Here is a 22,455-nt window from a genome sequence, read left to right on the forward strand (position 1 = left end):
CATGGCAACTGAGTATGACGTAGTCATTCTGGGCGGCGGTACCGGCGGTTATGTTGCGGCCATCAGAGCCGCTCAGCTCGGCTTAAAAACAGCCGTTGTGGAAAAGGAAAAGCTCGGAGGAACATGTCTGCATAAAGGCTGTATCCCGAGTAAAGCGCTGCTTAGAAGCGCAGAGGTATACCGGACAGCTCGTGAAGCAGATCAATTCGGAGTGGAAACGGCTGGCGTTTCCCTCAATTTTGAAAAAGTGCAGCAACGTAAGCAAGCTGTTGTTGATAAACTTGCAGCCGGTGTGAATCATTTAATGAAAAAAGGAAAAATCGACGTGTTCAACGGATATGGCCGTATCCTCGGACCGTCAATCTTCTCTCCGCTGCCGGGAACGATTTCTGTTGAACGGGGAAATGGCGAAGAAAATGACATGCTGATCCCGAAGCAAGTCATCATTGCAACAGGATCAAGACCGAGAATGCTTCCGGGCCTTGAAGCGGACGGCAAGCATGTATTGACCTCGGATGAGGCTCTTCAAATGGAGGAGCTGCCAAAATCGATCATCATCGTCGGCGGAGGCGTTATTGGTATCGAATGGGCGTCTATGCTTCATGATTTCGGCGTGAAGGTAACGGTTATTGAATACGCGGACCGTATATTGCCGACTGAGGATCAAGACATTTCAAAAGAAATGGAAAGCCTTCTTAAGAAAAAAGGCATTCAGTTCGTTACAGGGGCAAAAGTGCTGCCTGACACAATGACAAAAACGTCAGACGACCTCAGCATACAAGCAGAAAAAGACGGAGAAACCGTTACTTACTCTGCTGAAAAAATGCTCGTTTCCATCGGCAGACAGGCAAATATCGAAGGCATCGGCATTGAAAACACCGATATTGTCACTGTAAAAGGCTTTATTTCAGTTAATGAAAGCTGCCAAACGAAGGAATCTCATATCTATGCAATCGGAGACGTAATCGGTGGCCTTCAGTTAGCTCACGTTGCATCGCATGAAGGAATCATTGCCGTTGAGCATTTTGCAGGTCTCAATCCGCATCCGCTTGATCCAACGCTTGTACCGAAGTGCATCTACTCAAGCCCTGAAGCTGCCAGTGTCGGCTTAACAGAAGATGAAGCAAAGGCGAATGGGCACAATGTCAAGATCGGCAAGTTCCCATTTATGGCAATTGGAAAAGCGCTTGTATACGGAGAAAGCGACGGATTTGTCAAAATCTTGGCGGATCGTGATACGGATGATATCCTCGGCGTGCATATGATCGGCCCTCATGTCACCGACATGATTTCAGAAGCGGGTCTTGCCAAAGTACTGGACGCGACGCCGTGGGAGGTCGGACAAACGATCCATCCGCATCCGACGCTTTCTGAAGCGATTGGAGAAGCAGCGCTTGCCGCAGACGGCAAAGCCATTCATTTTTAAAAGCACAAAGGAGGGGCTTGAATGAGTACAAAACGACATCAAGCACTAGGGCTGACTGATCAGGAAGCCGTTGATATGTATAGAACCATGCTGTTAGCAAGAAAAATCGATGAAAGGATGTGGCTGTTAAACCGCTCTGGTAAAATTCCGTTCGTGATCTCTTGTCAAGGACAGGAAGCAGCGCAGGTAGGAGCGGCTTTCGCTCTTGACCGTGAAATGGATTATGTACTGCCGTACTACAGAGACATGGGCGTCGTGCTGGCGTTTGGCATGACAGCAAAGGACTTAATGATGTCCGGGTTTGCCAAAGCTGCAGACCCGAATTCAGGAGGCCGCCAAATGCCGGGGCATTTCGGACAAAAGAAAAACCGCATCGTGACAGGATCGTCTCCAGTAACAACGCAGGTTCCGCACGCAGTTGGCATTGCGCTGGCGGGACGTATGGAGAAAAAGGATATCGCAGCCTTTGTTACTTTTGGTGAAGGCTCTTCAAACCAAGGCGATTTCCATGAAGGAGCAAACTTTGCCGCTGTCCATAAGCTGCCGGTGATTTTCATGTGTGAAAACAACAAATACGCAATCTCAGTACCTTACGATAAGCAAGTCGCATGTGAGAACATTTCCGATCGTGCCGTAGGCTATGGAATGCCTGGCGTAACCGTGAATGGAAATGATCCGCTGGAAGTCTATCAAGCGGTCAAAGAAGCACGTGAACGGGCGCGCAGAGGAGAAGGCCCGACATTAATTGAAACAATTTCTTACCGCCTTACACCGCATTCCAGTGATGACGATGACAGCAGCTACAGAGGCCGTGAAGAAGTAGAGGAAGCGAAAAAAAGTGATCCCCTGCTTACTTACCGATCTTACTTAAAGGAAACAGGCCTGCTGTCCGATGAGACAGAACAAACCATGCTGGATGAAATCATGGCAATCATAAACGAAGCGACGGATGAAGCGGAGAACGCCCCTTATGCAGCCCCTGAGTCAGCGCTTGATTATGTGTATGCGAAGTAGGGAGGAAGAACAAATGTCAGTAATGTCATATATTGATTCGATTAATTTGGCGATGAAAGAAGAAATGGAACGAGATTCTCGCGTTTTCGTTCTTGGGGAAGATGTAGGAAAAAAAGGCGGTGTGTTTAAAGCCACAGCCGGCCTCTACGACCAATTCGGAGAAGAGCGTGTTATGGATACGCCTCTTGCTGAATCAGCGATCGCCGGAGTCGGTATCGGAGCGGCTATGTACGGCATGAGACCGATTGCCGAAATGCAGTTTGCTGATTTTATTATGCCGGCGGTCAACCAAATCATTTCTGAAGCGGCTAAAATCCGCTACCGCAGCAACAATGACTGGAGCTGTCCGATTGTCGTCAGAGCGCCATACGGCGGAGGCGTACACGGGGCCCTTTATCATTCTCAATCAGTAGAAGCGATTTTTGCTAATCAGCCCGGACTGAAAATTGTGATGCCTTCGACGCCATATGACGCGAAAGGACTCTTAAAAGCCGCAGTTCGTGATGAAGATCCGGTGCTGTTTTTTGAGCACAAGCGCGCGTACCGCCTGATAAAAGGAGAGGTTCCGGCAGATGATTATGTCCTGCCAATCGGAAAGGCTGATGTAAAACGGGAAGGCGACGACATCACGGTAATCACATATGGCCTGTGTGTCCACTTCGCGTTACAGGCTGCAGAACGTCTCGAAAAAGATGGCATTTCAGTACATGTGGTGGATTTAAGAACGGTTTACCCGCTTGATAAAGAAGCAATCATCGAAGCTGCATCCAAAACCGGTAAGGTCCTTTTAGTCACAGAAGATACAAAAGAAGGCAGCATCATGAGTGAGGTGGCTGCGATTATATCCGAGCATTGTCTCTTCGATTTAGACGCGCCGATCAAACGGCTTGCAGGTCCTGATATTCCGGCTATGCCTTATGCGCCGACAATGGAAAAATACTTTATGATCAATCCTGATAAAGTGGAAGCGGCGATGAGAGAATTAGCGGAGTTTTAAAGACGTAAGGAGGATACAATCATGGCAATTGAACAAATGACGATGCCGCAGCTTGGAGAAAGCGTAACAGAGGGGACGATCAGCAAATGGCTTGTCTCCCCCGGTGATAAAGTGAACAAATACGATCCGATCGCGGAAGTCATGACAGATAAAGTAAATGCAGAGGTTCCGTCTTCTTTTACCGGTACGATAACAGAGCTTGTGGGTGAAGAAGGCCAAACCCTGCAAGTCGGGGAAATCATTTGCAAAATCGAAACAGAAGGCGCCAATCCGGCTGAACAAAAAAAAGAGCAGCCGGAGGAGTCATCAGCTGCTGAGACGCCTTCCGCAGAAAACCGCGCCGAAGCAGCCAGTCAGCCTAATAAAAAACGCTACTCGCCAGCTGTACTCCGTTTGGCCGGAGAACACGGCATAGATCTTGATCAAGTGACAGGAACAGGTGCCGGCGGCCGCATTACGCGAAAAGATATTCAGCGTATCATTGAGACAGGTGGCGTGCAAGAACGACCTGAGGAGCCGAAAACAGACGCTCCTGCACCTGCCACTTCACCAAAACCGGAGCCGAAGAAGGAAGAGGTTTCATATCCTGTATCAGCAGCGGGAGATACAGAAATCCCTGTCACAGGCGTAAGAAAAGCAATTGCTTCCAATATGAAACGAAGCAAAACAGAAATTCCGCATGCTTGGACGATGATGGAAGTCGATGTCACAAATATGGTGGCATACCGCAACAGTATAAAAGATTCCTTTAAGAAGACAGAAGGGTTTAATTTAACGTTCTTCGCCTTCTTCGTTAAAGCTGTCGCTCAGGCGTTAAAAGAATTCCCGCAAATGAATAGCATGTGGGCGGGCGACAAAATCATCCAGAAAAAGGATATCAATATTTCAATCGCGGTTGCGACAGAGGATTCTTTATTTGTTCCGGTGATTAAAAACGCTGATGAAAAAACAATTAAAGGCATTGCGAGAGAAATTACCGACCTTGCCAAAAAAGTAAGAGACGGAAAACTCTCAGCAGATGATATGCAGGGGGGAACGTTTACAGTTAACAACACAGGTTCGTTCGGATCTGTTCAGTCGATGGGCATCATCAACTACCCTCAGGCTGCGATTCTTCAAGTGGAATCCATTGTCAAACGCCCTGTTGTCATGGATCATGGCATGATTGCTGTCAGAGATATGGTCAATCTGTGCCTGTCCTTGGATCACAGAGTGCTTGACGGCCTTGTTTGCGGACGATTCCTTGGACGCGTGAAACAAATTTTAGAATCGATTGACGAGAAAACATCTGTTTACTAATAAGAAAAAGAGCATTTTTTGAAACATAACTTCAAAAAATGCTCTTTTTTTATGCATCATGATTCTGCAATTCGGATTTTCATTTCGACCCGATATTCTTCTTGTTTTTTCGGTGAGTAATGAATCGGTATAATTAACTCGTACACATCACTAGCAACTGTTAATTGGTGGTCTGCGATATACTTAATAAGCTTCTGTAAGTTGAAAAAATAATGCTCGGGTGAAAAATTATACGCGATACAAACATATCTGCCTTTAGGGATCGTTGTGATTTCCATATCCGGCGTAATAGCAGAAATTTGTTTATTCGTCAATACAGGAGTAAAGATATGACGGTAGGTCATTTCATCAATGCTGGCGTACGGCTGAAACGAGAAAGTGGCACCGTAGCTATTATTCGTAAATCCATCTGCTGATTCGATAAATTTTTTTAATTTGCTGTAGGAGGCGTTGAGCACGTTTTCAGGTCCGATTCCCTCTGCCTCTGTCTGGATGATGCGTGTTTCTTCTTCATCTAAAACAAACACCTCGCCGAGCGCAGGGTATTCCATCTGCCGTTTCATCCGCTTTTTCACCAGTGAAATGGTTTGCTCCAATGCTGATAAAAAGTCTAGTTTCTCCCTGATTTGCCTCTCCTGCTCTGTATAAAAAGCAAACAGTTCTTCCATCTCTAAGTCCTGTGCCTTTTTCATCTCTTCTAAAGGTGTGCCGATATATTTTAATGATTTGATCAAATCCAGAAGAATGAGCTGAGAATCTGTATAATAGCGGTAGCTGGTATTCGGATCGACATAGGCGGGTTTAAATAAATCAATTTTATCGTAATAACGGAGCGCTTTAATCGACACGTTTGCCAATTTTGAAACTTCCCCAATTGAGTAATACGACTCCTTCATGCCATCACTCCTTATATGATCAGTATAATAAAGAAGCGCATTCTTTGCAGTACGCAAAGAATACGCTTTTTATCACGTGCTGGCTTTAAGATGTGCAGGTGCTTTCCAAGCAATGGTCAGCGCAATGCCTATCGCTAAAGCTACCGTTGCAAAGTAGAATGGATAGTTTACATCGATATCGAACAGCATTCCGCCGATAATAGGCCCGAATACATTGCCGATACTTGTAAACATTGAATTCATACCGCCGGCAAACCCCTGTTCATTTCCCGCAATCTTTGACAGATAAGTCGTTACCGCCGGCCGCATGAGATCAAATCCGACAAATACGGTGACTGTAACCAGCAGAATTGAAACATAAGAATTCACGATTGTCATCAAGAATACAAGACTCGTCGAGAGAATTAAGCTATACCGAATTAAATGGATTTCGCCAAACCACCTTGTAAAGCGGTCGAATAAGACGACTTGCGTAATGGCGCCAACAATCGCTCCTCCTGTAATCAAAATGGCAATGTCGCTGGCCGTAAATCCGAATTTATGGTCAACGAATAACGCAAATAGAGATTCAAATGAAGCTAAACCAAAAGACGAAATCAAGATGATGAGAAAAGCAATGAAATACATGGGTGCAAAAATACGTTTGAAGCCTGTCTTCTGTCCTGTTATGTCTTGGTTTTCAGGATTTCGTTCCGGCTCGCGCAGTGTGAACATAGATAAAATGGCTGCCAGCAACGCAAAGGCTGCCGCAAAGAAAAAAGGCAGACGGGAATAGATTTCCGCTAAAAATCCCCCGATACCGGGACCGATAATAAAGCCTGTTGAAATAGCAGCTGACATATAACCTAGCGCTTTCGGCCGCGTTTTAATGGTCGTGATATCCGCGATAAAAGCCGTGACTCCAGGCATAATAAAGGCAGCGCTGATACCGCCAAGCATACGGGAGATAAATAACATCTCAACTGTTTTTCCGATGCCGAATAAAAACTCTGAAATACTAAAGAACAACAGTCCGATCACGATCATGATCTTGCGTCCGAAGCGGTCAACCCATCGTCCGCCTATTGGTGAAATAATGAGCTGTGTAACAGCGAAGCAGGCAACCATATAGCCGACCGCGGTACCCGATAAATGCAATTCATTCATAATGGTAGGCGTTACCGGAATGACAAGGCCAATCCCCAAAAACGCAATAAATAAATTGGTTAATAATATTGTTAAGGTAATATTTTGTTTCTCCATGTAACTTCCCCTTTTTCGAAAGTGTATCCCTTATACTCTAAGGCCTCCTCTTAGGGGAGAGTCAACGGATTTACACCTTCTTTCTAACAGTATTCGATCTTTATTCATTGCACGGGACTAGCATATCAATGTGCTGCGGCAGCACCTGGATCACCGCGGGCGTATGAGTATAGACTTCTCCATCTGTATCAGCCTTTTTGACAGTATCAGTTTCAATTTCGATACGGGAGGCTTGGATATAGGACAGCTCTCCGGTAAACCGATCAATTGTGCCCTGCTCCATGCTCATCAGCTCCCTCAATGCGGAGAGGTTGGTGCCGCGGCAAATGAGGATATCGAGTAAGCCGTCATTTATACTGGCATCCGGCAGGGGAATTCGGTTCGTTCCAATGTATTGTCCGTTCATGACAAGCAGCATAACGGCTTCTTCTTTAATTTCTTTTCCGTCAATTTTTAATGTCATCGGAAACGATCCCGCAGATGAGACTGTTCGGAGTGCACTTGTAAAATAGCTGATTTTTCCCAGCAATGCTTTTGAGGTCTCGTTGATTTGATTTGACGTTTCTGTAATCAGGCCGATCCCCCAGAAATTTAAAAAATAACGCTCGTTCATCCGACATACATCTACACTTGTTTTTTTTCCTGACACAAGTGCTTCCGCCGCCTTTGCGAGATTTTGAGGGATGCCCAGCACTCTTGAAAAGTCATTGCACGTGCCGCCGGGCAAAATTCCGACCGCGGGCTTTCTTTCTAATGTGCTGAGGCCATTAATGCATTGATGGACTGTGCCGTCGCCGCCGAGAATAAAGACGGTGTCGACAGAATCATCAATGGATTGGCAAAAATGATACGCATCGTCTTTTTTCTTTGTCTGTCTAATGATCACCTCATCTAAAGCTTGTGATAATACCGGCACCACAGCCCCTAATGCTTTTTCTATATTTTTGTTGCCGGCATTTCCGTTATGAATCAGTAATGCTTTCCGGTGGCTCATACAAAACTGCTCCTTTATTTTACATCTGGTTATATAATCCCCTTTTTCTGTAAGCTGTAAACAGAGAGCAAAAAAAGTGTACGGCCAAGCAATGTGATTTGCCGTTATGGACGTTTCCTTGCTATCATAAGAAGAGATGATGAAAAAGGAGAGGTCTTCATTGAACATGGACTTTAATTTATTTATGAATGATATTGTCCGCCAAGCGAGACAAGAAATTGCTGCTGCCGGATACACTGAGCTAAAAACCGCTGAAGAGGTGGATGAGGCACTTACGAAAAAAGGAACGACGTTAGTCATGGTAAACTCTGTTTGCGGATGCGCCGGAGGAATTGCAAGACCGGCTGCATACCATTCCGTTCACTATGATAAAAGACCTGATCAGCTCGTTACCGTCTTTGCCGGACAGGATAAAGAAGCGACAGCGCGAGCGCGTGACTATTTTGAAGGGTATCCGCCATCTTCTCCGTCCTTTGCGATTTTGAAAGACGGAAAAATCATGAAAATGGTAGAACGCCATGAAATTGAAGGCCATGAGCCGATGGCAGTAGTGGCGAAGCTGCAAGAAGCCTTTGAAGAATACTGTGAAGAAGTATAAGACGAAAAACCCGGGTGCCTAAGCGGCTCCGGTTTTTTTTATGCATAAAATCCCAGAGAGGTATGAATAAATATTAAGAGATTATTCAATTCGATTGTACAATGAATCTATTTTTATCTAGTGATATTAAAAAGGTACCGTTGGAAAAATAAGCTTGAAGATAATTTTTAAAAATAGTATTGCATAAAAATAAGAAACTGTTTAAAATACAAATTAACGAATAAATATTCAAACACACGAAAAGTAATGAATATGGGGGAAATGGATCATGAAAAAATGGCTCTTATTACTTGTGGCTGCCTGCATCACTTTAGCACTATCGGCTTGCGGGTCAAGCAATTCAGGTTCTGAAGGCGGAAAGAAAAAGTTAATTATGGGTACTTCGGCGGATTACAAACCGTTTGAATATAAAGAAGGCGATAATATTGTCGGCTTTGATGTAGATTTGGCAAAAGCGCTTGCGAAGAAGACTGGCTACGAAATTGAAGTGCAGGACATGGACTTCAACAGCTTAATTACAGCGCTGAAATCAAAACAGGTGGATTTGGTTCTGTCAGGAATGACACCAACGCCTGAGCGTAAAAAACAAGTTGATTTTTCCGATGTGTACTACACAGCGAATCATATGATTGTCAGCAAAAAAGACAGCGGCATTACATCTCTGAAAGACCTGAAAGGAAAAACAGTCGGCGTTCAGCTTGGCTCTATTCAAGAAGAGAAGGGGAAAGAGCTTTCTCCGGAATATGGTTTTAAAACAGAAGACCGTAACAGAATTTCTGATTTGGTGCAGGAAATTAAATCTGACCGCTTCGATGCCGCGATTATCGAAGACATGGTGGCAGAAGGGTATTTCAAATCAAATGACGACCTGCAAGGCTTCGTGATTCCGGATGCGAAAGCGGAGGAAGCCGGTTCAGCGATCGCTTTCAGAAAGGACAGTGAACTGACAGACAAATTCAATAAAGCGCTCAAGGAAATGGAAGATAACGGAGAGCTCGAGAAATTGAAGAAGAAATGGTTCACTGGCGAGAAGTAAAAAAAGCGGCTCAACTTTTTCGTTGAGCCTTTTTATTGAATAGGAAATCTTTTTTCCTGTAAGAAAAGGAGACAAAGACTATGAATTTGGATTTTTCAGCAACGATCCCCCAAATTCCTTTTATATTAGAAGGCTTGGCAATTACTTTGAAAATTGTCATCGTATCAGCGATTATCGGACTTATACTCGGTATTGTGCTAAGCTTATGCAAGATCAGCACGTTCCGACCGCTTATATGGATAGCTGATTTTTATACATCAGTGTTCCGCGGTACGCCTTTAGTGCTGCAGCTTATGATTGTCTATTTCGGGCTTCCTCAGCTGCTCGGCTTTCAAATTGACCAGTTTTGGGCTGCGGTTGTCGCATTGTCATTGAATTCCGCCGCTTATGTATCGGAAATTATCAGAGCCGGAATCAATGCCATTGATAAAGGGCAAAAAGAGGCGGCTGTCGCACTGGGTGTCCCGTACGGCAAAATGATGAAGGATCTGCTGTTGCCGCAGGCCTTCAAAAATATATCACCTGCAATTGTGAATGAATTAATTACGTTAACAAAAGAATCGGCGATCGTCACCGTCATCGGCCTTGGTGATGTCATGAGACGCGCATATCAAGCTGGCGCTGCCACTTACAATTACCTTGAGCCGCTCATTATCGCCGGATTGATTTATTATGTGCTTGTCCTGATTTTAACGTTTATCGGCAAGGCTGTAGAAAGGAAGCTGAAATCCAATGATTAAGGTTGAAAAGCTGTCAAAATCATTTGGGAAACACGAAGTATTAAAAAACATTTCAACAACAATCGCTGAAGGTGAGGTTGTTGCCGTAATTGGCCCTTCAGGCTCAGGCAAATCAACGTTCCTTCGCTGTTTAAACCTGTTGGAAAAACCTAACGGCGGAACCATTACAATCAAAGACAACGAGATCACGAAGGCGAAAACCAACACATTAAAGGTCCGGGAAAACATCGGGATGGTTTTTCAGCATTTTCATCTCTTTCCGCACAAAACGGTTCTCGAAAATATCATGTACGCGCCTGTTAATGTCAAAAAAGAATCAAAACAGGCTGCACAGGAGAAAGCCGAAGAGCTGCTCCGCAAAGTCGGTTTGTTTGAAAAGAGAAATGACTATCCAAACCGCCTATCAGGCGGGCAAAAACAGCGTGTCGCTATTGCCCGGGCTCTTGCGATGAATCCGGAAATCATGCTGTTTGACGAACCGACCTCTGCACTTGATCCGGAGATGGTAAAAGAAGTTCTCCAGGTTATGAAAGAGCTGGTCGAAACCGGTATGACTATGGTGATTGTCACGCATGAAATGGGCTTCGCAAAAGAAGTGGCTGACCGCGTGTTATTTATGGATCAAGGAATGATTGTCGAGGACGGCAATCCGAAAGAATTTTTTCTTTCGCCAAAATCCAAAAGAGCGCAGGACTTTTTAGAGAAAATATTATAGAATATAGAAAAAAAGAAGAAGGCGTATCGCTTCTTCTTTTTTATTGAGAAACAAATAGAAATGGAGTCCGACATGTTTAAAATTGGTTACCGCACAATAAAGACCGCGCTTGGTACAGCTTTGGCTATTTATTTAAGCCAGCTATTGCATTTGCAAAACTTCGCATCAGCAGGAATCATCACCATTTTGTGCATTCAAATCACACAAAAACGGTCGCTTCAGGCATCGTGGGCCCGTTTTGCGGCATGCTGTCTGGCAATTCTTTTTTCTTATCTCTTTTTCGAGCTGATTGGCTATCATCCGTTTGTTATCGGAGCACTTCTCTTGATATTCATTCCGATAACGGTCCTGTTAAAAATTAACGAGGGAATCGTCACCAGTTCCGTTATTATCCTTCATTTATACATGTCCGGCGGCATTACGCCTGCTTTCATTTGGAATGAGGTTCAGTTGATTACGGTTGGTATCGGTGTCGCTCTATTGATGAACTTGTATATGCCGAGCCTTGACCGGAAGCTGATTGCCTATCGCAAAAAGATAGAGGATAACTTTGCTGTCATTTTCGCAGAAATAGAGAGGTATTTGTTAACTGGTGAGCAAGATTGGACTGGAAAAGAAATTCCGGAAACACACCAGCTCATTGCGGAGGCGAAAAACCTGGCATACCGAGATGTGCAAAACCACATTCTGCGCTACGAAAATCTGCATTATCATTACTTTAAAATGAGAGAAAAGCAATTTGAAATTATCGAACGCCTTCTCCCTAAAGTGACTTCTATCTCCATTACGGTAGATCAGGGAAAAATGATCGCTGAATTTATTCACGATTTGCGGGAAGCGATACACCCGGGAAATACGGCGTACAAATTTCTGAAAAGACTTGCTGATATGAGAAAAGAATTTGAGGAGATGCCGCTCCCGGCGACGAGAGAGGAATTTGAAGCAAGAGCAGCTCTCTTCCATCTTCTCGGGGAAATGGAACAATATTTAGTCATCAAAAGTTATTTTAAAGGAATAAAAGCACAAAAATCACTCGCATAATTCGCATGAGCTCTTCCTTCATTGGTCAACCTAATGAAAAAGGAGGAGCTTATGCGTTTTTTCTTATGTTCGATTTTTATGATGATGATTTCTCCGATTTGGCCTCTCGGCGAAAATCCGCTGCCGGGCGATCCGTATGTCATTGTCAACAAGAGAACAAACGAACTTGCTGTCATCCTCGACAATAAAATAGAAGGCGTGTACAGTGTGGCGACCGGAAAAACAGACGATCTGACGCCAGAGGGAGAATTTTCGATAACAGTTAAAGCGGTGAATCCTTACTACAGAAAGAAAAATATTGAAGGGGGATCTCCAGACAATCCGCTTGGGGCAAGATGGATCGGATTTGACGCGAAAGGAACAGACGGACGGATTTACGGAATTCATGGGACAAACCGGGAAGAATCAATAGGAAAATTTGTGTCTAACGGCTGTATACGTATGCATAACGATGAGGTCGTTCGTCTGTTTCAAACGATTCCGGTGGGAACGAGAGTGCTGATTACAGACGACACCCGTTCTTTTGAGGAGATTGCCGTTGAGCATAAAGCTCTGATAAAAAAGCAGGATGTTCCCATTCAATAAGGCCGCCTGCTTTTTTATCGTTATAAAAACATGATGATTCCTGAGAGTACAGTTGAAAGAATAAAAACTCCCAAAATCACAATCAAAACGCTTTTCATCAGTTTTTGAGACATGATTTCACTCCTTAGACAATCTGTCTATATTTTAGCGTGTTTTGAATGGGCGGACAAGCGATATCTATTGGCGGAAGGCAGGGATTGAGATGAATAGGCTTGACCATATCGCGATAGCCGTTTTTTCGATAGAAGAAGCGCGACACTTTTATGAAGATGTATTGGGGCTTGCGTTTCTTCATCAGGAAATGGTTGAAGAGCAAAAGGTGAATGTTGCTTTTTTTCAAGCGGGAAGCATCAAGCTGGAGCTGATTGAGCCGTTGACACCTGACAGCCCCGTTTGTTTCTTTTTGGAGAAGAAAGGGCAGGGACTGCATCATATTGCGTTTTTGTGCAACAACCTATCTGAAAAGCTTCAGGTATTGTCTGACCGGCAAGTTCAATTGATTGACAAGTACCCAAGACAGGGAGCAAACGGGAAAAAAATCGCATTTCTTTCTCCGCGGGAAACAAACGGCGTTCTTGTAGAGCTCTGCGAACCGAAGGGAGACCAAACCAATGAACATGAATGAGCATATTAATCATTTATTCACGAGACGCAGGCAGGCAGAACAAGGCGGAGGAGATGAAAAGCTGGCCCAGCAGCGGAAAAAGGGAAAGCTCACCGCTCGGGAAAGGATCACGTTTCTTCTTGATCAGGACAGCTTTTTCGAATTACATCCCTTCATGGAAAGTCAAGTATTAACAAGAGAACAGCGCGTGTTAGGGGATGGGGTCGTGACAGGATACGGGACGATTGATGGCCGCTCTGTATATGTATTTGCGCAGGACTTCACAGTGTTCGGCGGGGCACTTGGCGAAACCCATGCCCAAAAAATCTGCGCTCTGATGGATATGGCAGCAAAAAATAAGGCGCCGATTATCGGGCTGAATGACTCAGGTGGTGCGAGAATTCAAGAGGGTGTGGTATCATTAGATGGATACGGTCACATATTTTACCGAAACGTCTTATATTCAGGAGTCATTCCGCAAATATCGGTTATTTTAGGGCCGTGCGCTGGAGGCGCTGTGTATTCTCCGGCACTCACAGATTTTATATTTATGGCTGAACAGACAGGCCGGATGTTTATTACCGGGCCGAAGGTGATTGAAAAAGTGACAGGAGAACAGGTTGATGCGGAGAGCTTAGGCGGAGCGGGGATACATAATGCCGTCAGCGGAAACGCCCATTTTTCCGGACATACGGAGAAGGAGGTTCTGACAGGAGTGAAAAAACTGCTGTCTTATTTGCCGCTGAATGGCCAGACAGCAGCGCCGCTACCTGAGAAAGAGGCATCCAGACCATTATTAAACCGTCTTGTGCCCGCTGATACGACAAAGCCGTATGATGTTCGGACGGTGATTAAGGAGCTGGCTGATCCGCAGTCGTTTTTTGAGATTCAGCCGTTTTTTGCGAAAAACATTGTCATCGGGTTTGCAAGGCTGGGTAAAAAAACGGTCGGCATCGTGGCGAGCCAGCCAAAGCACCTGGCGGGCAGCCTGACGATTGACGCTGCTGATAAAGCAGCGAGGTTCATCCGTTTTTGCGACGCCTTTGACATACCGTTGTTAACTGTCGAGGATGTTCCGGGGTTTCTGCCCGGTGTTCAGCAGGAGCATAACGGAATTATCAGGCACGGAGCAAAAATATTGTTTGCCTATGCAGAAGCGACCGTCCCAAAAGTCACGCTCATTATCAGAAAAGCGTATGGCGGCGCCTATGTCGCTATGAACAGCAAAGCAATCGGAGCGGACCTTGTGTTTGCATGGCCGAATGCTGAAATCGCAGTGATGGGATCAGAAGGTGCGGTATCAATTTTGTATGAAAAGGAAATAAAAGCTTCAGCCGACCCGCAAAAGACAAAACGCGAAAAAACAGCTGAATACAAAAAGCAAAACGCCGGCCCATACAAAGCGGCGGCCTGCGGAATGGTCGATGACATTATTTTGCCGGAAGAATCAAGGAAAAGACTGATTCAAGCTTTTCACATGCTTGCACATAAGACAGAAGAGAGACCGAAAAAAAAGCACGGTAACATACCGCTTTAACATGGAGGGACTTACAAATGGTGAATGAAAAACGCCTGCTGGAAGAATTTTTAGAGCTTGTCCAAATTGACTCAGAAACAAAACACGAAGCAGAAATCTGCAAAGTGCTGAAACAAAAATTTTCTGATTTAGGTGTGGACGTAAAAGAAGACGATACAATGGACATCACTGGCCACGGAGCCGGAAACCTGATCTGCACATTAAAAGGAACAAAACAAACAGATACCATTTATTTTACATCCCATATGGACACAGTGGTACCTGGAAACGGAGTAAAACCGGTTGTAGAGAACGGTTATGTCAAAACAGACGGCACTACAATTTTAGGCGCTGATGATAAAGCGGGGCTGGCTGCAATGTTTGAAGCGATAAAAGTGCTGAAAGAAGAAAACATTGAACATGGCACAATTGAATTCATTATCACAGTAGGCGAGGAGTCAGGACTGATCGGAGCGAAGGCGCTTGACCGTTCTATGATCACAGCCTCTTACGGCTATGCCCTTGACTCAGACGGGAAAGTCGGAAATATCATTGTGGCCGCGCCGACACAGGCAAAGGTAAGAGCGGCAATTTACGGGAAAACCGCACACGCCGGGGTTGAACCTGAAAAAGGCATTTCAGCCATTACAATCGCAAGCAAAGCCATTTCAAAAATGCCATTGGGCCGTATCGATGAAGAAACAACAGCAAACATTGGCCGGTTTGAAGGCGGCACACAAACAAACATTGTGTGCGACGAAGTCCATATTCTTGCTGAAGCACGTTCTTTAGTTCCTGAGAAGATGGAAGTTCAGGTTCAAAAAATGAAAGCTGCTTTTGAAGAGGCCGCTGCCGATATGGGCGGACGCGCAGAAGTCGAAATTGAAGTTATGTATCCGGGCTTCAAATACCAAGACGGCGACCAAGTTGTTGAAATCGCGAAAAAAGCGGCTGCTAAAATCGGACGTCCGAGCGAGCTGCAAACAAGCGGCGGCGGAAGCGACGCGAACGTTATTGCAGGTCATGGCATCCCGACGGTCAACCTTGCTGTCGGTTACGAGCAAATTCATACAAAGAATGAAAAAATGCCGATCGAAGAACTCGTTAAAACGGCAGAAATGGTTGTTGCCATTATTGAAGAGGCGGCAAAATAAAAATAGAAAACCCGAGTGCGCTTGCGCGCATCGGGTTTTTTCTTGCATTCAGCGCCATTGCCTAAGCGGCCAAAATAACACGTCCTGTTTTTTAGCGTAATGAAGCAAAGGGTCTGACTCTTGAAGTGTAATGCCGTGAGCATCAGCCACCGTATTGACGGAACACTCGGCCTCGGCATTTTGCAGCAGCCAAGGATGATGATGAATGTCTTCGTAATAGAGCTTGTTTCGATAGGTGGTGTAGAGTCTGTATCGTTCCGTCAGCCAATAATCGAGTGAATCCTCTTCCGCTGTAAAAGGAGCTGAAATAGGCCGGTATGCGCAGCGGAATGCCGCTTCTCCGCCGTCTCTCCGCTTGCTGACATACTCAATGCCATCACCGTTTTTTTCAGCTTTCATATCAGCGTGAAAATAAGGCAAATGAAAGAACGTGCGAGCGCCCAGAACCGCCAGCCGATGATCAGCATCTAAGCTGAAAAAGTAAATGCCGGGTTTGCTTTTATAAGTGACATAGGTGCGGAGGTTAAGCTCAGGAAACGCACGCGCACCGGGAATGGCAGGGAGAAAACGCGCCCTCAGGTTCGTGAGCATAAAGGGAAGCATGCTGATCCAAGCTTGTCCGTTATATGTATCTAATTCTAAAACCGGCGGTACTAAAGCGCGAAGGATAGTAACATCAACTGGCCAGTGGGCAAATAAGACATCATTCCAGGTTTGTCTCATGATCCAGCTTCCTTCAGGTACAGAAATGTTTTTTTGCTGAGAGCGTTCCGTCACATACATGCGCTCCTTTCAGTTAGATGTGAGTATAAGGTATTCCCTGTTTCCTTCTTTTTAAACGATACGGCTGTTTTTTAGGTTTGCCATTTTCGCCTCTGCCATGACCGAAAAAGGGTGCGGGTGAAACAAAAAACAACCCCGGCTTTTCGCTCGGGGTTGTTACGCTATTTTACCGCCTCAGTAAGAGCAGCGGCGTTTTTACTTTTATGATGCGTCATCTGAAGGACGATGTTTTGTACTGTCAGGAACAGCCCGCTTGTGAACCAGTACAGCGGAAGGGCTGCCGGAACATTAAGCGAGAAAATCGTCATCATCACAGGGAAGATGAACACCATCAGTTTTGCAGATTGCTGTGCCGCCGGGTTTTGCGGGACAGCGGAATATTTCGCGCTCAGTTTTTGAGCGACATAGGCCTGGATAAAGTACATTGCTCCCGCACTAAGAGACACGAGAATGTCAGATTGTCCTAAACTGAACCATAAAAACGAGTGTGACGCAATTTCAGGTGTAGAGCGAATCGCGTAATAAAACCCAATCACAATAGGAAACTGAATCAGCATTGGGAGACACCCCATGGCAAGCGGATTGATATTGTGCTCTTGATAAAGCTTCATCATTTCCGTTTGCAGTTCTTTTTGCTTTTCCGGGTCCTTCGTTTTTTTCAATTTGGCCTGAATGCTGTCAACCTGAGGTTTAATAACTGCCATTTTCTCTTGGAATATGCGCTGTTTTTTAAACTGATTGACAAACAAAGGCAGTACAACGACACGCACAATAATGGTGACAAGAATAATAGACAGTCCGTATTCTCCGTGAAACAGCCCGGCAACACCCTTAAGCAGAGCGGAAAACGGTTCGATTAAATAATCGTGGAAAAAACCGACGTTGCTGAGGCCTCCCACCTGATTAGTCGCCGCAAACGCAGCATTGCCCGAGCATAATACGATCAAAAAGATACCCATAGCCAAAAGTTTTTGATATGTTTTTAACAATTTTGTTCTCCTCCTTTTTATAAATGCGGTTTATAAAAGAAGGGAACTGACGTCTTCATCATCATTTACAGGCGAATTCATGCGGAAGACTTTACGTATCCATGTTGTAATGCGATGATATATAATAATAAGAAAGTCTGTTCGGTTAATTTGAAAGACCGTCTGGTGTTCATCTGTTCGTTTTGATTTCCATTGCTCGCCGGCACGGCACTCTCGTAAGAGAAACGCAATCCCGATTGCCGTCAGGGTCGGAAGAATAATTGTGAAAAAATCGACTAAGAATAAAACGTCATTTATCGATTCCACAAACATTATAATCACATCCATTCAATACCTTCATTTTACTATATGTACAAGCCGTTGTCTAATAACGAAAAGGAGTTTTATTTATGCCGGGAAATGGCCGAATTATTTTCCATATTGATATGAATAGCTTCTATGCATCGGTGGAAATGGCATATGACCCGGCCCTCCGGGGGAAGCCGGTCGCAGTTGCCGGAAACGTAAAGGAGCGAAAGGGCATCGTGGTGACATGCAGCTACGAAGCAAGAGCGCGTGGCGTTAAAACAACGATGCCGGTTTGGGAAGCGAAGCGCAATTGTCCTGAGCTCATCGTTCTTCCGCCGAACTTTGACCGCTATAGAAGCTCTTCAAGAGCAATGTTTAACATCCTCCGTGAATATACTGACCTGGTGGAGCCTGTCTCCATCGACGAAGGCTATATGGACATGACCGATACACCATACAGCAGCCGCGCACTTGAGACTGCAAAAGAAATCCAAATCAGGCTGCAAAAAGAGCTGCTGCTTCCGTCAAGCATAGGGATCGCGCCGAATAAATTTCTCGCTAAGATGGCGTCTGATATGAAAAAACCGCTTGGCATCACGATTTTAAGAAAGAGACAAGTGCCTGATATCCTTTGGCCGCTTCCTGTTGGAGAGATGCACGGAGTTGGCAAAAAGACAGCGGAAAAGCTGAAGGGACTCGGCATTCATACGATTGGAGAGTTAGCTGCAGCTGATGAACACTCGCTGAAGCGCCTGCTTGGCATCAATGGGCCGCGCCTTAAAAATAAAGCAAATGGCATTCACCATGCGCCAGTTGACCCGGAGCGCATTTACGAATTTAAAAGCGTCGGCAACTCATCGACGCTTTCACATGATTCCAGTGATGAAGAAGAGCTGTTAGGCGTTTTCAGAAAACTGGCCGCTTCCGTCAGTGACCGCTTACAGCGCAAGGAAGTCATGGCTTCGAAGCTATTTATTATGATTAGATATGCAGATTGGAAAACCATCACCAGAAGCATCACGCTGAAAAATCCGATCGATCAAAAAAATGAAATTATGAAAGAAGCAGAGCACCTCTTTTTTAAACATTGGAATAAAAATCCTGTCAGGCTGCTTGGCATTACCGGAACGGATTTAGTAGAAAAAGAACAGGCCTATAAACAGCTCGACTTGTTCAGCTTTAATGAAGATGCGAAGGATGAGCCCATTCAGCAGACAATGGAAAAGCTGAATGAAAAGTACGGCTCCAAGCTGATCAGAAAAGGGGCAAGGATAAAAAAAGAGGAGAGCAAAACGAAAGGAACAAGCTTTAATAAAGATTTTTTTCAGGATGAAAAGAAAAGTTGAATAGCTTGAAAAAAGGGGGAGAAGTATGGTAATTTCTTTATTATAAATATCATTTTATTTTAATTTAAATTTTAAAATGATTAAACGTTTGCAGAAGGGACGTTAGAATATGTCAAAACAACAAATCGGCGTTATCGGACTTGCGGTCATGGGTAAAAATCTGGCTTTAAATATCGAAAGCCGGGGATTTTCTGTTTCTGTTTACAACAGATCAAGCAGTAAAACTGAGGAGTTTCTGCAGGAGGCAAAAGGTAAAAATGTTGTTGGCACATACAGCATTGAAGAGTTTGTTCAATCCTTGGAAACACCGCGCAAAATCTTATTAATGGTTAAAGCGGGAACTGCAACAGATGCGACAATTCAATCTCTTCTTCCTCATCTAGAGAAGGATGATATTTTAATTGACGGCGGAAATACATACTATAAAGACACACAGCGCCGTAACAAAGAACTCGCTGAAAGCGGCATTCATTTTATCGGAACAGGCGTTTCCGGCGGAGAAGAAGGAGCGCTTAAAGGGCCTTCTATCATGCCTGGCGGCCAAAAAGAAGCACATGAGCTTGTGAAACCGATTCTTGGAGCGATTTCTGCAAAAGTTGACGGAGAACCTTGTACGACATATATCGGTCCAGACGGTGCAGGCCATTATGTGAAAATGGTGCACAACGGTATTGAGTACGGAGATATGCAGCTGATCTCTGAATCTTACTTCATTTTGAAACAGGTGCTCGGCCTTTCAGCTGATGAGCTTCATGAAGTTTTCGCTGAATGGAATAAAGGCGAGCTTGACAGTTATCTAATTGAGATTACGGCTGACATCTTTACAAAAAAAGACGAAGAGACAGGCAAACCGCTTGTTGATGTGATTCTTGATAAAGCAGGACAAAAAGGAACAGGAAAATGGACAAGCCAAAGCGCGCTTGACTTAGGTGTTCCGCTTCCGATTATTACTGAGTCTGTATTCGCACGCTTTATCTCAGCTATGAAGGAAGAGCGTGTGAAAGCGAGCGGACTTCTTTCAGGACCAGAAGTGAAGCCTGTGACAGAAAATAAAGAAGAGCTGATTGAAGCGGTCAGAAAAGCGCTATTTATGAGTAAAATCTGTTCTTACGCGCAAGGATTTGCCCAAATGAAAGCTGCTTCTGAAGAATATAACTGGGATCTGAAATATGGCGAAATCGCTATGATCTTCCGCGGGGGCTGCATCATCCGCGCGGCATTCCTTCAGAAGATCAAAGAAGCTTATGATCGCGAACCTGAGCTTGACAACCTGCTTCTTGACAGCTACTTCAAAAATATTGTAGAAAGCTACCAAGGAGCGCTTCGCCAAGTGATTTCACTTGCCGTTTCTCAAGGTGTGCCGGTCCCATCATTCTCAAGCGCATTAGCTTACTATGACAGCTACCGCACAGCTGTACTGCCTGCAAACTTAATTCAAGCGCAGCGTGACTACTTTGGCGCTCATACTTATGAGCGTACAGATAAAGAAGGTATCTTCCACACTGAATGGATGAAGTAATCAATAGAAACCCCCAAAACCTAAGGGCTTTGGGGGTTTTTTGCTGGAATGCCTTAAGGGATATGGCAGTCTTGACAACCGCAAAAAAGCGGAAAATGCTTGTGAGCATTTTCCGCTTTTCGTTTTATATATTCCACCAGTTCAAGCCGTCTTTCGCCAAAAGATCATCTGATTCTTTCGGTCCCATAGAGCCTGATTCGTAGTTAGGAGATAAGGTTTTGTTTGCTGCCCATGTTTCAGAAATGGAATCGACAAAGCTCCAAGAAAGGGCAACTTCATCCCAGTGTGCAAAGTTTGTTGCATCGCCAAGAAGACAATCATGAATAAGTTTTTCATACGCTTCAGGGGTGTTCAACTCGTCATTGCAATTGCTGCAATAATCCAGCTTGATTGGCTGTGCGTGTGCTGCTCCGCCAAGCTTTTTAGCGTTTAAGTAAAGCGTAATGCCTTCGTCAGGCTGAATATGGATGACGAGCAAGTTTGGATTCATATTGTTTTCATTGCCGTAGTACAGGTTCATCGGAATGTCCTTAAATTGAACGACGATTTTTGTGGACTTTTCTTTCATTCGTTTTCCGGTGCGGATATAGAATGGAACGCCAGCCCATCTGAAGTTGTCGATCAAGAGCTTGCCTGCAACAAAGGTTTCTGTATTGGAGTCAGGAGCGACATTATCTTCATCTGTATAAGCAGGAACCTGCACACCATCAATTTCACCGGCTTGATATTGTCCGCGCACAAAATACTCATCCACTTCGTCTTTGGCAATAGGGCGCAGCGCTCTCAGCACCTTCACTTTTTCGCTGCGGATTTCTTCTGTGTTCAATTTGATCGGCGGCTCCATTGCAAGAAGGGCAACCATCTGCATAATATGGTTTTGCACCATGTCGCGCAGGGCGCCTGATTTTTCGTAATACCTAGCACGATCTTCAACGCCAAGTGATTCGCTTGATGTAATTTGAATATTTGAGATGTAGCGGTTTGTCCAAAGCGGTTCGAAAATCGCATTGGCAAATCGAATCACTTCAATGTTCTGAACCATTTGTTTGCCTAGATAATGGTCGATTCTGTAAATTTGATCTTCCGTAAATGCTTCGCGGATTTCTTTGTTCAGTGCCTGTGCGCTTGGCAGATCATGGCCGAACGGCTTTTCAATGACAAGGCGGGACCAGCCTGTTGTTGCTGTAACACCTTCTGATTTTAATGTTTTTGCAATTGTTCCGAAGAATTCAGGAGCCATTGCCAAGTAGAACATTCTATTGTTCGGAATTTGATATGTATCCTCCAGCTGGTTAAGCAATACGTTAAGCTCTTGATAAGAGCCAGGGTTTGTCACGTCAAACGGGTGATAGTAAAAATGAGACGTGAAATCATCTATATGTTTATCTGCAGATGAGGAAATGGATGTTTTAACGGTTTGGCGAAGATCCTCATTAGACCAAGGTCTTCTTCCAACTCCTACAACTGCAAATTCTTCTCCGATTTGTCCGTTTTGATATAAACGGTGAATAGACGGATACAGTTTTCGTTTTGCTAAATCCCCAGTTGCGCCGAATATGACAATTACTGCTTTTGGTTGTTGGTTTGTTTTCACTAAAAGTACCTCACTTTATTCGAAGCTTTATTTTAGTACACCCCGTATATTTCCTTCATTTTAAATCTAAAATTCAACG

The 22,455-nt window shown here is 44.6% G+C and carries 23 protein-coding genes; 15 read left to right on the forward strand and 8 right to left on the reverse strand.

Going from position 1 to position 22,455, the window contains the following annotated elements; genetic code table 11:
* The first annotated feature begins 1 nt into the window (after position 1).
* The 4 genes from lpdA to AC4CV5_RS13695 are packed head-to-tail and all read left to right on the forward strand — an operon-like array spanning position 2 to position 4,736.
* On the forward strand, positions 2-1,426 hold the full coding sequence (gene lpdA, locus AC4CV5_RS13680) for a dihydrolipoyl dehydrogenase (protein WP_490923011.1): 1,425 nt from the start codon (positions 2-4) through the stop codon (positions 1,424-1,426).
* 21 nt (positions 1,427-1,447) lie between these two features.
* Positions 1,448-2,440 (forward strand): 3-methyl-2-oxobutanoate dehydrogenase subunit alpha, encoded by a 993-nt coding sequence (bfmBAA, locus tag AC4CV5_RS13685; RefSeq protein ID WP_166851066.1) that lies wholly within the window; start codon positions 1,448-1,450, stop codon positions 2,438-2,440.
* Positions 2,441-2,453: 13 nt separating this feature from the next.
* Entirely contained in the window at positions 2,454-3,437 is a 984-nt protein-coding gene (bfmBAB, locus tag AC4CV5_RS13690; RefSeq protein WP_490923012.1) for a 3-methyl-2-oxobutanoate dehydrogenase subunit beta, read from the forward strand.
* A 21-nt stretch (positions 3,438-3,458) separates the two neighbouring features.
* Positions 3,459-4,736 (forward strand): dihydrolipoamide acetyltransferase family protein, encoded by a 1,278-nt coding sequence (locus tag AC4CV5_RS13695; protein ID WP_490923013.1) that lies wholly within the window; start codon positions 3,459-3,461, stop codon positions 4,734-4,736.
* 56 nt (positions 4,737-4,792) lie between these two features.
* On the opposite strand, the gene bmrR is transcribed toward AC4CV5_RS13695, so the two are convergent.
* The 3 genes from bmrR to AC4CV5_RS13710 all read right to left on the reverse strand — a co-directional run bounded on the left by bmrR (position 4,793) and on the right by AC4CV5_RS13710 (position 7,868).
* Entirely contained in the window at positions 4,793-5,632 is an 840-nt protein-coding gene (gene bmrR, locus AC4CV5_RS13700) for a multidrug efflux transcriptional regulator BmrR (protein WP_166851074.1), read from the reverse strand.
* A 72-nt stretch (positions 5,633-5,704) separates the two neighbouring features.
* Entirely contained in the window at positions 5,705-6,874 is a 1,170-nt protein-coding gene (bmr, locus tag AC4CV5_RS13705) for a multidrug efflux MFS transporter Bmr (protein ID WP_166851077.1), read from the reverse strand.
* 100 nt (positions 6,875-6,974) lie between these two features.
* Positions 6,975-7,868: a YegS/Rv2252/BmrU family lipid kinase gene (locus tag AC4CV5_RS13710; RefSeq protein WP_248601983.1), complete on the reverse strand. Its 894-nt coding sequence runs from the start codon at positions 7,866-7,868 to the stop codon at positions 6,975-6,977.
* Between the two features lie 160 nt (positions 7,869-8,028).
* On the opposite strand from AC4CV5_RS13710, the gene brxB reads away from it, so the two are divergent.
* The 6 genes from brxB (at position 8,029) to AC4CV5_RS13740 (ending at position 12,583) form a co-directional block, all read left to right on the forward strand.
* Positions 8,029-8,466: a bacilliredoxin BrxB gene (gene brxB, locus AC4CV5_RS13715; RefSeq protein ID WP_148981947.1), complete on the forward strand. Its 438-nt coding sequence runs from the start codon at positions 8,029-8,031 to the stop codon at positions 8,464-8,466.
* A 268-nt stretch (positions 8,467-8,734) separates the two neighbouring features.
* On the forward strand, positions 8,735-9,502 hold the full coding sequence (gene artP, locus AC4CV5_RS13720) for an arginine ABC transporter substrate-binding protein ArtP (RefSeq protein ID WP_166851085.1): 768 nt from the start codon (positions 8,735-8,737) through the stop codon (positions 9,500-9,502).
* An 80-nt stretch (positions 9,503-9,582) separates the two neighbouring features.
* Positions 9,583-10,242 carry an arginine ABC transporter permease ArtQ gene (artQ, locus tag AC4CV5_RS13725; protein ID WP_003236829.1) on the forward strand — a complete coding sequence of 220 codons (660 nt, stop codon included), beginning with the start codon at positions 9,583-9,585 and terminating at the stop codon, positions 10,240-10,242.
* Positions 10,235-10,957 (forward strand): arginine ABC transporter ATP-binding protein ArtM, encoded by a 723-nt coding sequence (gene artM / locus AC4CV5_RS13730; protein ID WP_166851088.1) that lies wholly within the window; start codon positions 10,235-10,237, stop codon positions 10,955-10,957. Before artQ ends, artM begins: the two co-directional genes overlap by 8 nt.
* Positions 10,958-11,029: 72 nt before the next feature.
* Entirely contained in the window at positions 11,030-11,998 is a 969-nt protein-coding gene (locus tag AC4CV5_RS13735) for an aromatic acid exporter family protein (protein ID WP_166851090.1), read from the forward strand.
* A 51-nt stretch (positions 11,999-12,049) separates the two neighbouring features.
* Entirely contained in the window at positions 12,050-12,583 is a 534-nt protein-coding gene (locus AC4CV5_RS13740; RefSeq protein WP_166851093.1) for a L,D-transpeptidase, read from the forward strand.
* A 20-nt stretch (positions 12,584-12,603) separates the two neighbouring features.
* On the opposite strand, the gene prli42 is transcribed toward AC4CV5_RS13740, so the two are convergent.
* The gene (prli42, locus tag AC4CV5_RS13745) at positions 12,604-12,696 is read right to left on the reverse strand and encodes a stressosome-associated protein Prli42 (protein WP_041521370.1); all 93 of its coding nucleotides are present in this window, start codon (positions 12,694-12,696) and stop codon (positions 12,604-12,606) included.
* 89 nt (positions 12,697-12,785) lie between these two features.
* On the opposite strand from prli42, the gene mce reads away from it, so the two are divergent.
* Genes mce through AC4CV5_RS13760 form a run of 3 tightly spaced genes read left to right on the forward strand, consistent with a single transcriptional unit; the run spans position 12,786 to position 15,857 of the window.
* Positions 12,786-13,208 (forward strand): methylmalonyl-CoA epimerase, encoded by a 423-nt coding sequence (gene mce / locus AC4CV5_RS13750; RefSeq protein ID WP_166851096.1) that lies wholly within the window; start codon positions 12,786-12,788, stop codon positions 13,206-13,208.
* Entirely contained in the window at positions 13,201-14,724 is a 1,524-nt protein-coding gene (locus AC4CV5_RS13755) for an acyl-CoA carboxylase subunit beta (protein WP_490923192.1), read from the forward strand. The genes mce and AC4CV5_RS13755 overlap by 8 nt, the downstream gene beginning before the upstream one ends.
* 17 nt (positions 14,725-14,741) lie before the next feature.
* Positions 14,742-15,857 (forward strand): tripeptidase T, encoded by a 1,116-nt coding sequence (locus AC4CV5_RS13760; protein ID WP_248601981.1) that lies wholly within the window; start codon positions 14,742-14,744, stop codon positions 15,855-15,857.
* A gap of 48 nt (positions 15,858-15,905) precedes the next feature.
* Here AC4CV5_RS13760 and AC4CV5_RS13765 read toward each other — a convergent pair whose 3' ends face one another.
* The 3 genes from AC4CV5_RS13765 to AC4CV5_RS13775 all read right to left on the reverse strand — a co-directional run bounded on the left by AC4CV5_RS13765 (position 15,906) and on the right by AC4CV5_RS13775 (position 17,947).
* Entirely contained in the window at positions 15,906-16,634 is a 729-nt protein-coding gene (locus AC4CV5_RS13765) for a YqjF family protein (protein ID WP_222143121.1), read from the reverse strand.
* Positions 16,635-16,801: 167 nt separating this feature from the next.
* Positions 16,802-17,629, reverse strand: coding sequence for a membrane protein insertase YidC (locus AC4CV5_RS13770; RefSeq protein ID WP_222143120.1), 828 nt, complete (start codon positions 17,627-17,629; stop codon positions 16,802-16,804).
* A gap of 30 nt (positions 17,630-17,659) precedes the next feature.
* The gene (locus AC4CV5_RS13775; RefSeq protein WP_166854636.1) at positions 17,660-17,947 is read right to left on the reverse strand and encodes a hypothetical protein; all 288 of its coding nucleotides are present in this window, start codon (positions 17,945-17,947) and stop codon (positions 17,660-17,662) included.
* Positions 17,948-18,018: 71 nt separating this feature from the next.
* Between AC4CV5_RS13775 and AC4CV5_RS13780 the strand changes: the two genes are divergently transcribed.
* Complete coding sequence (locus tag AC4CV5_RS13780) at positions 18,019-19,263, forward strand: DNA polymerase IV (RefSeq protein WP_166851105.1); 1,245 nt, start codon at positions 18,019-18,021, stop codon at positions 19,261-19,263.
* Between the two features lie 109 nt (positions 19,264-19,372).
* Positions 19,373-20,782: an NADP-dependent phosphogluconate dehydrogenase gene (gene gnd, locus AC4CV5_RS13785; protein ID WP_490923017.1), complete on the forward strand. Its 1,410-nt coding sequence runs from the start codon at positions 19,373-19,375 to the stop codon at positions 20,780-20,782.
* A 124-nt stretch (positions 20,783-20,906) separates the two neighbouring features.
* On the opposite strand, the gene zwf is transcribed toward gnd, so the two are convergent.
* Complete coding sequence (gene zwf / locus AC4CV5_RS13790) at positions 20,907-22,376, reverse strand: glucose-6-phosphate dehydrogenase (protein ID WP_166851109.1); 1,470 nt, start codon at positions 22,374-22,376, stop codon at positions 20,907-20,909.
* Between the last annotated feature and the right edge of the window lie 79 nt (positions 22,377-22,455).

Source organism: Bacillus sp. NS1, from assembly GCF_058248265.1.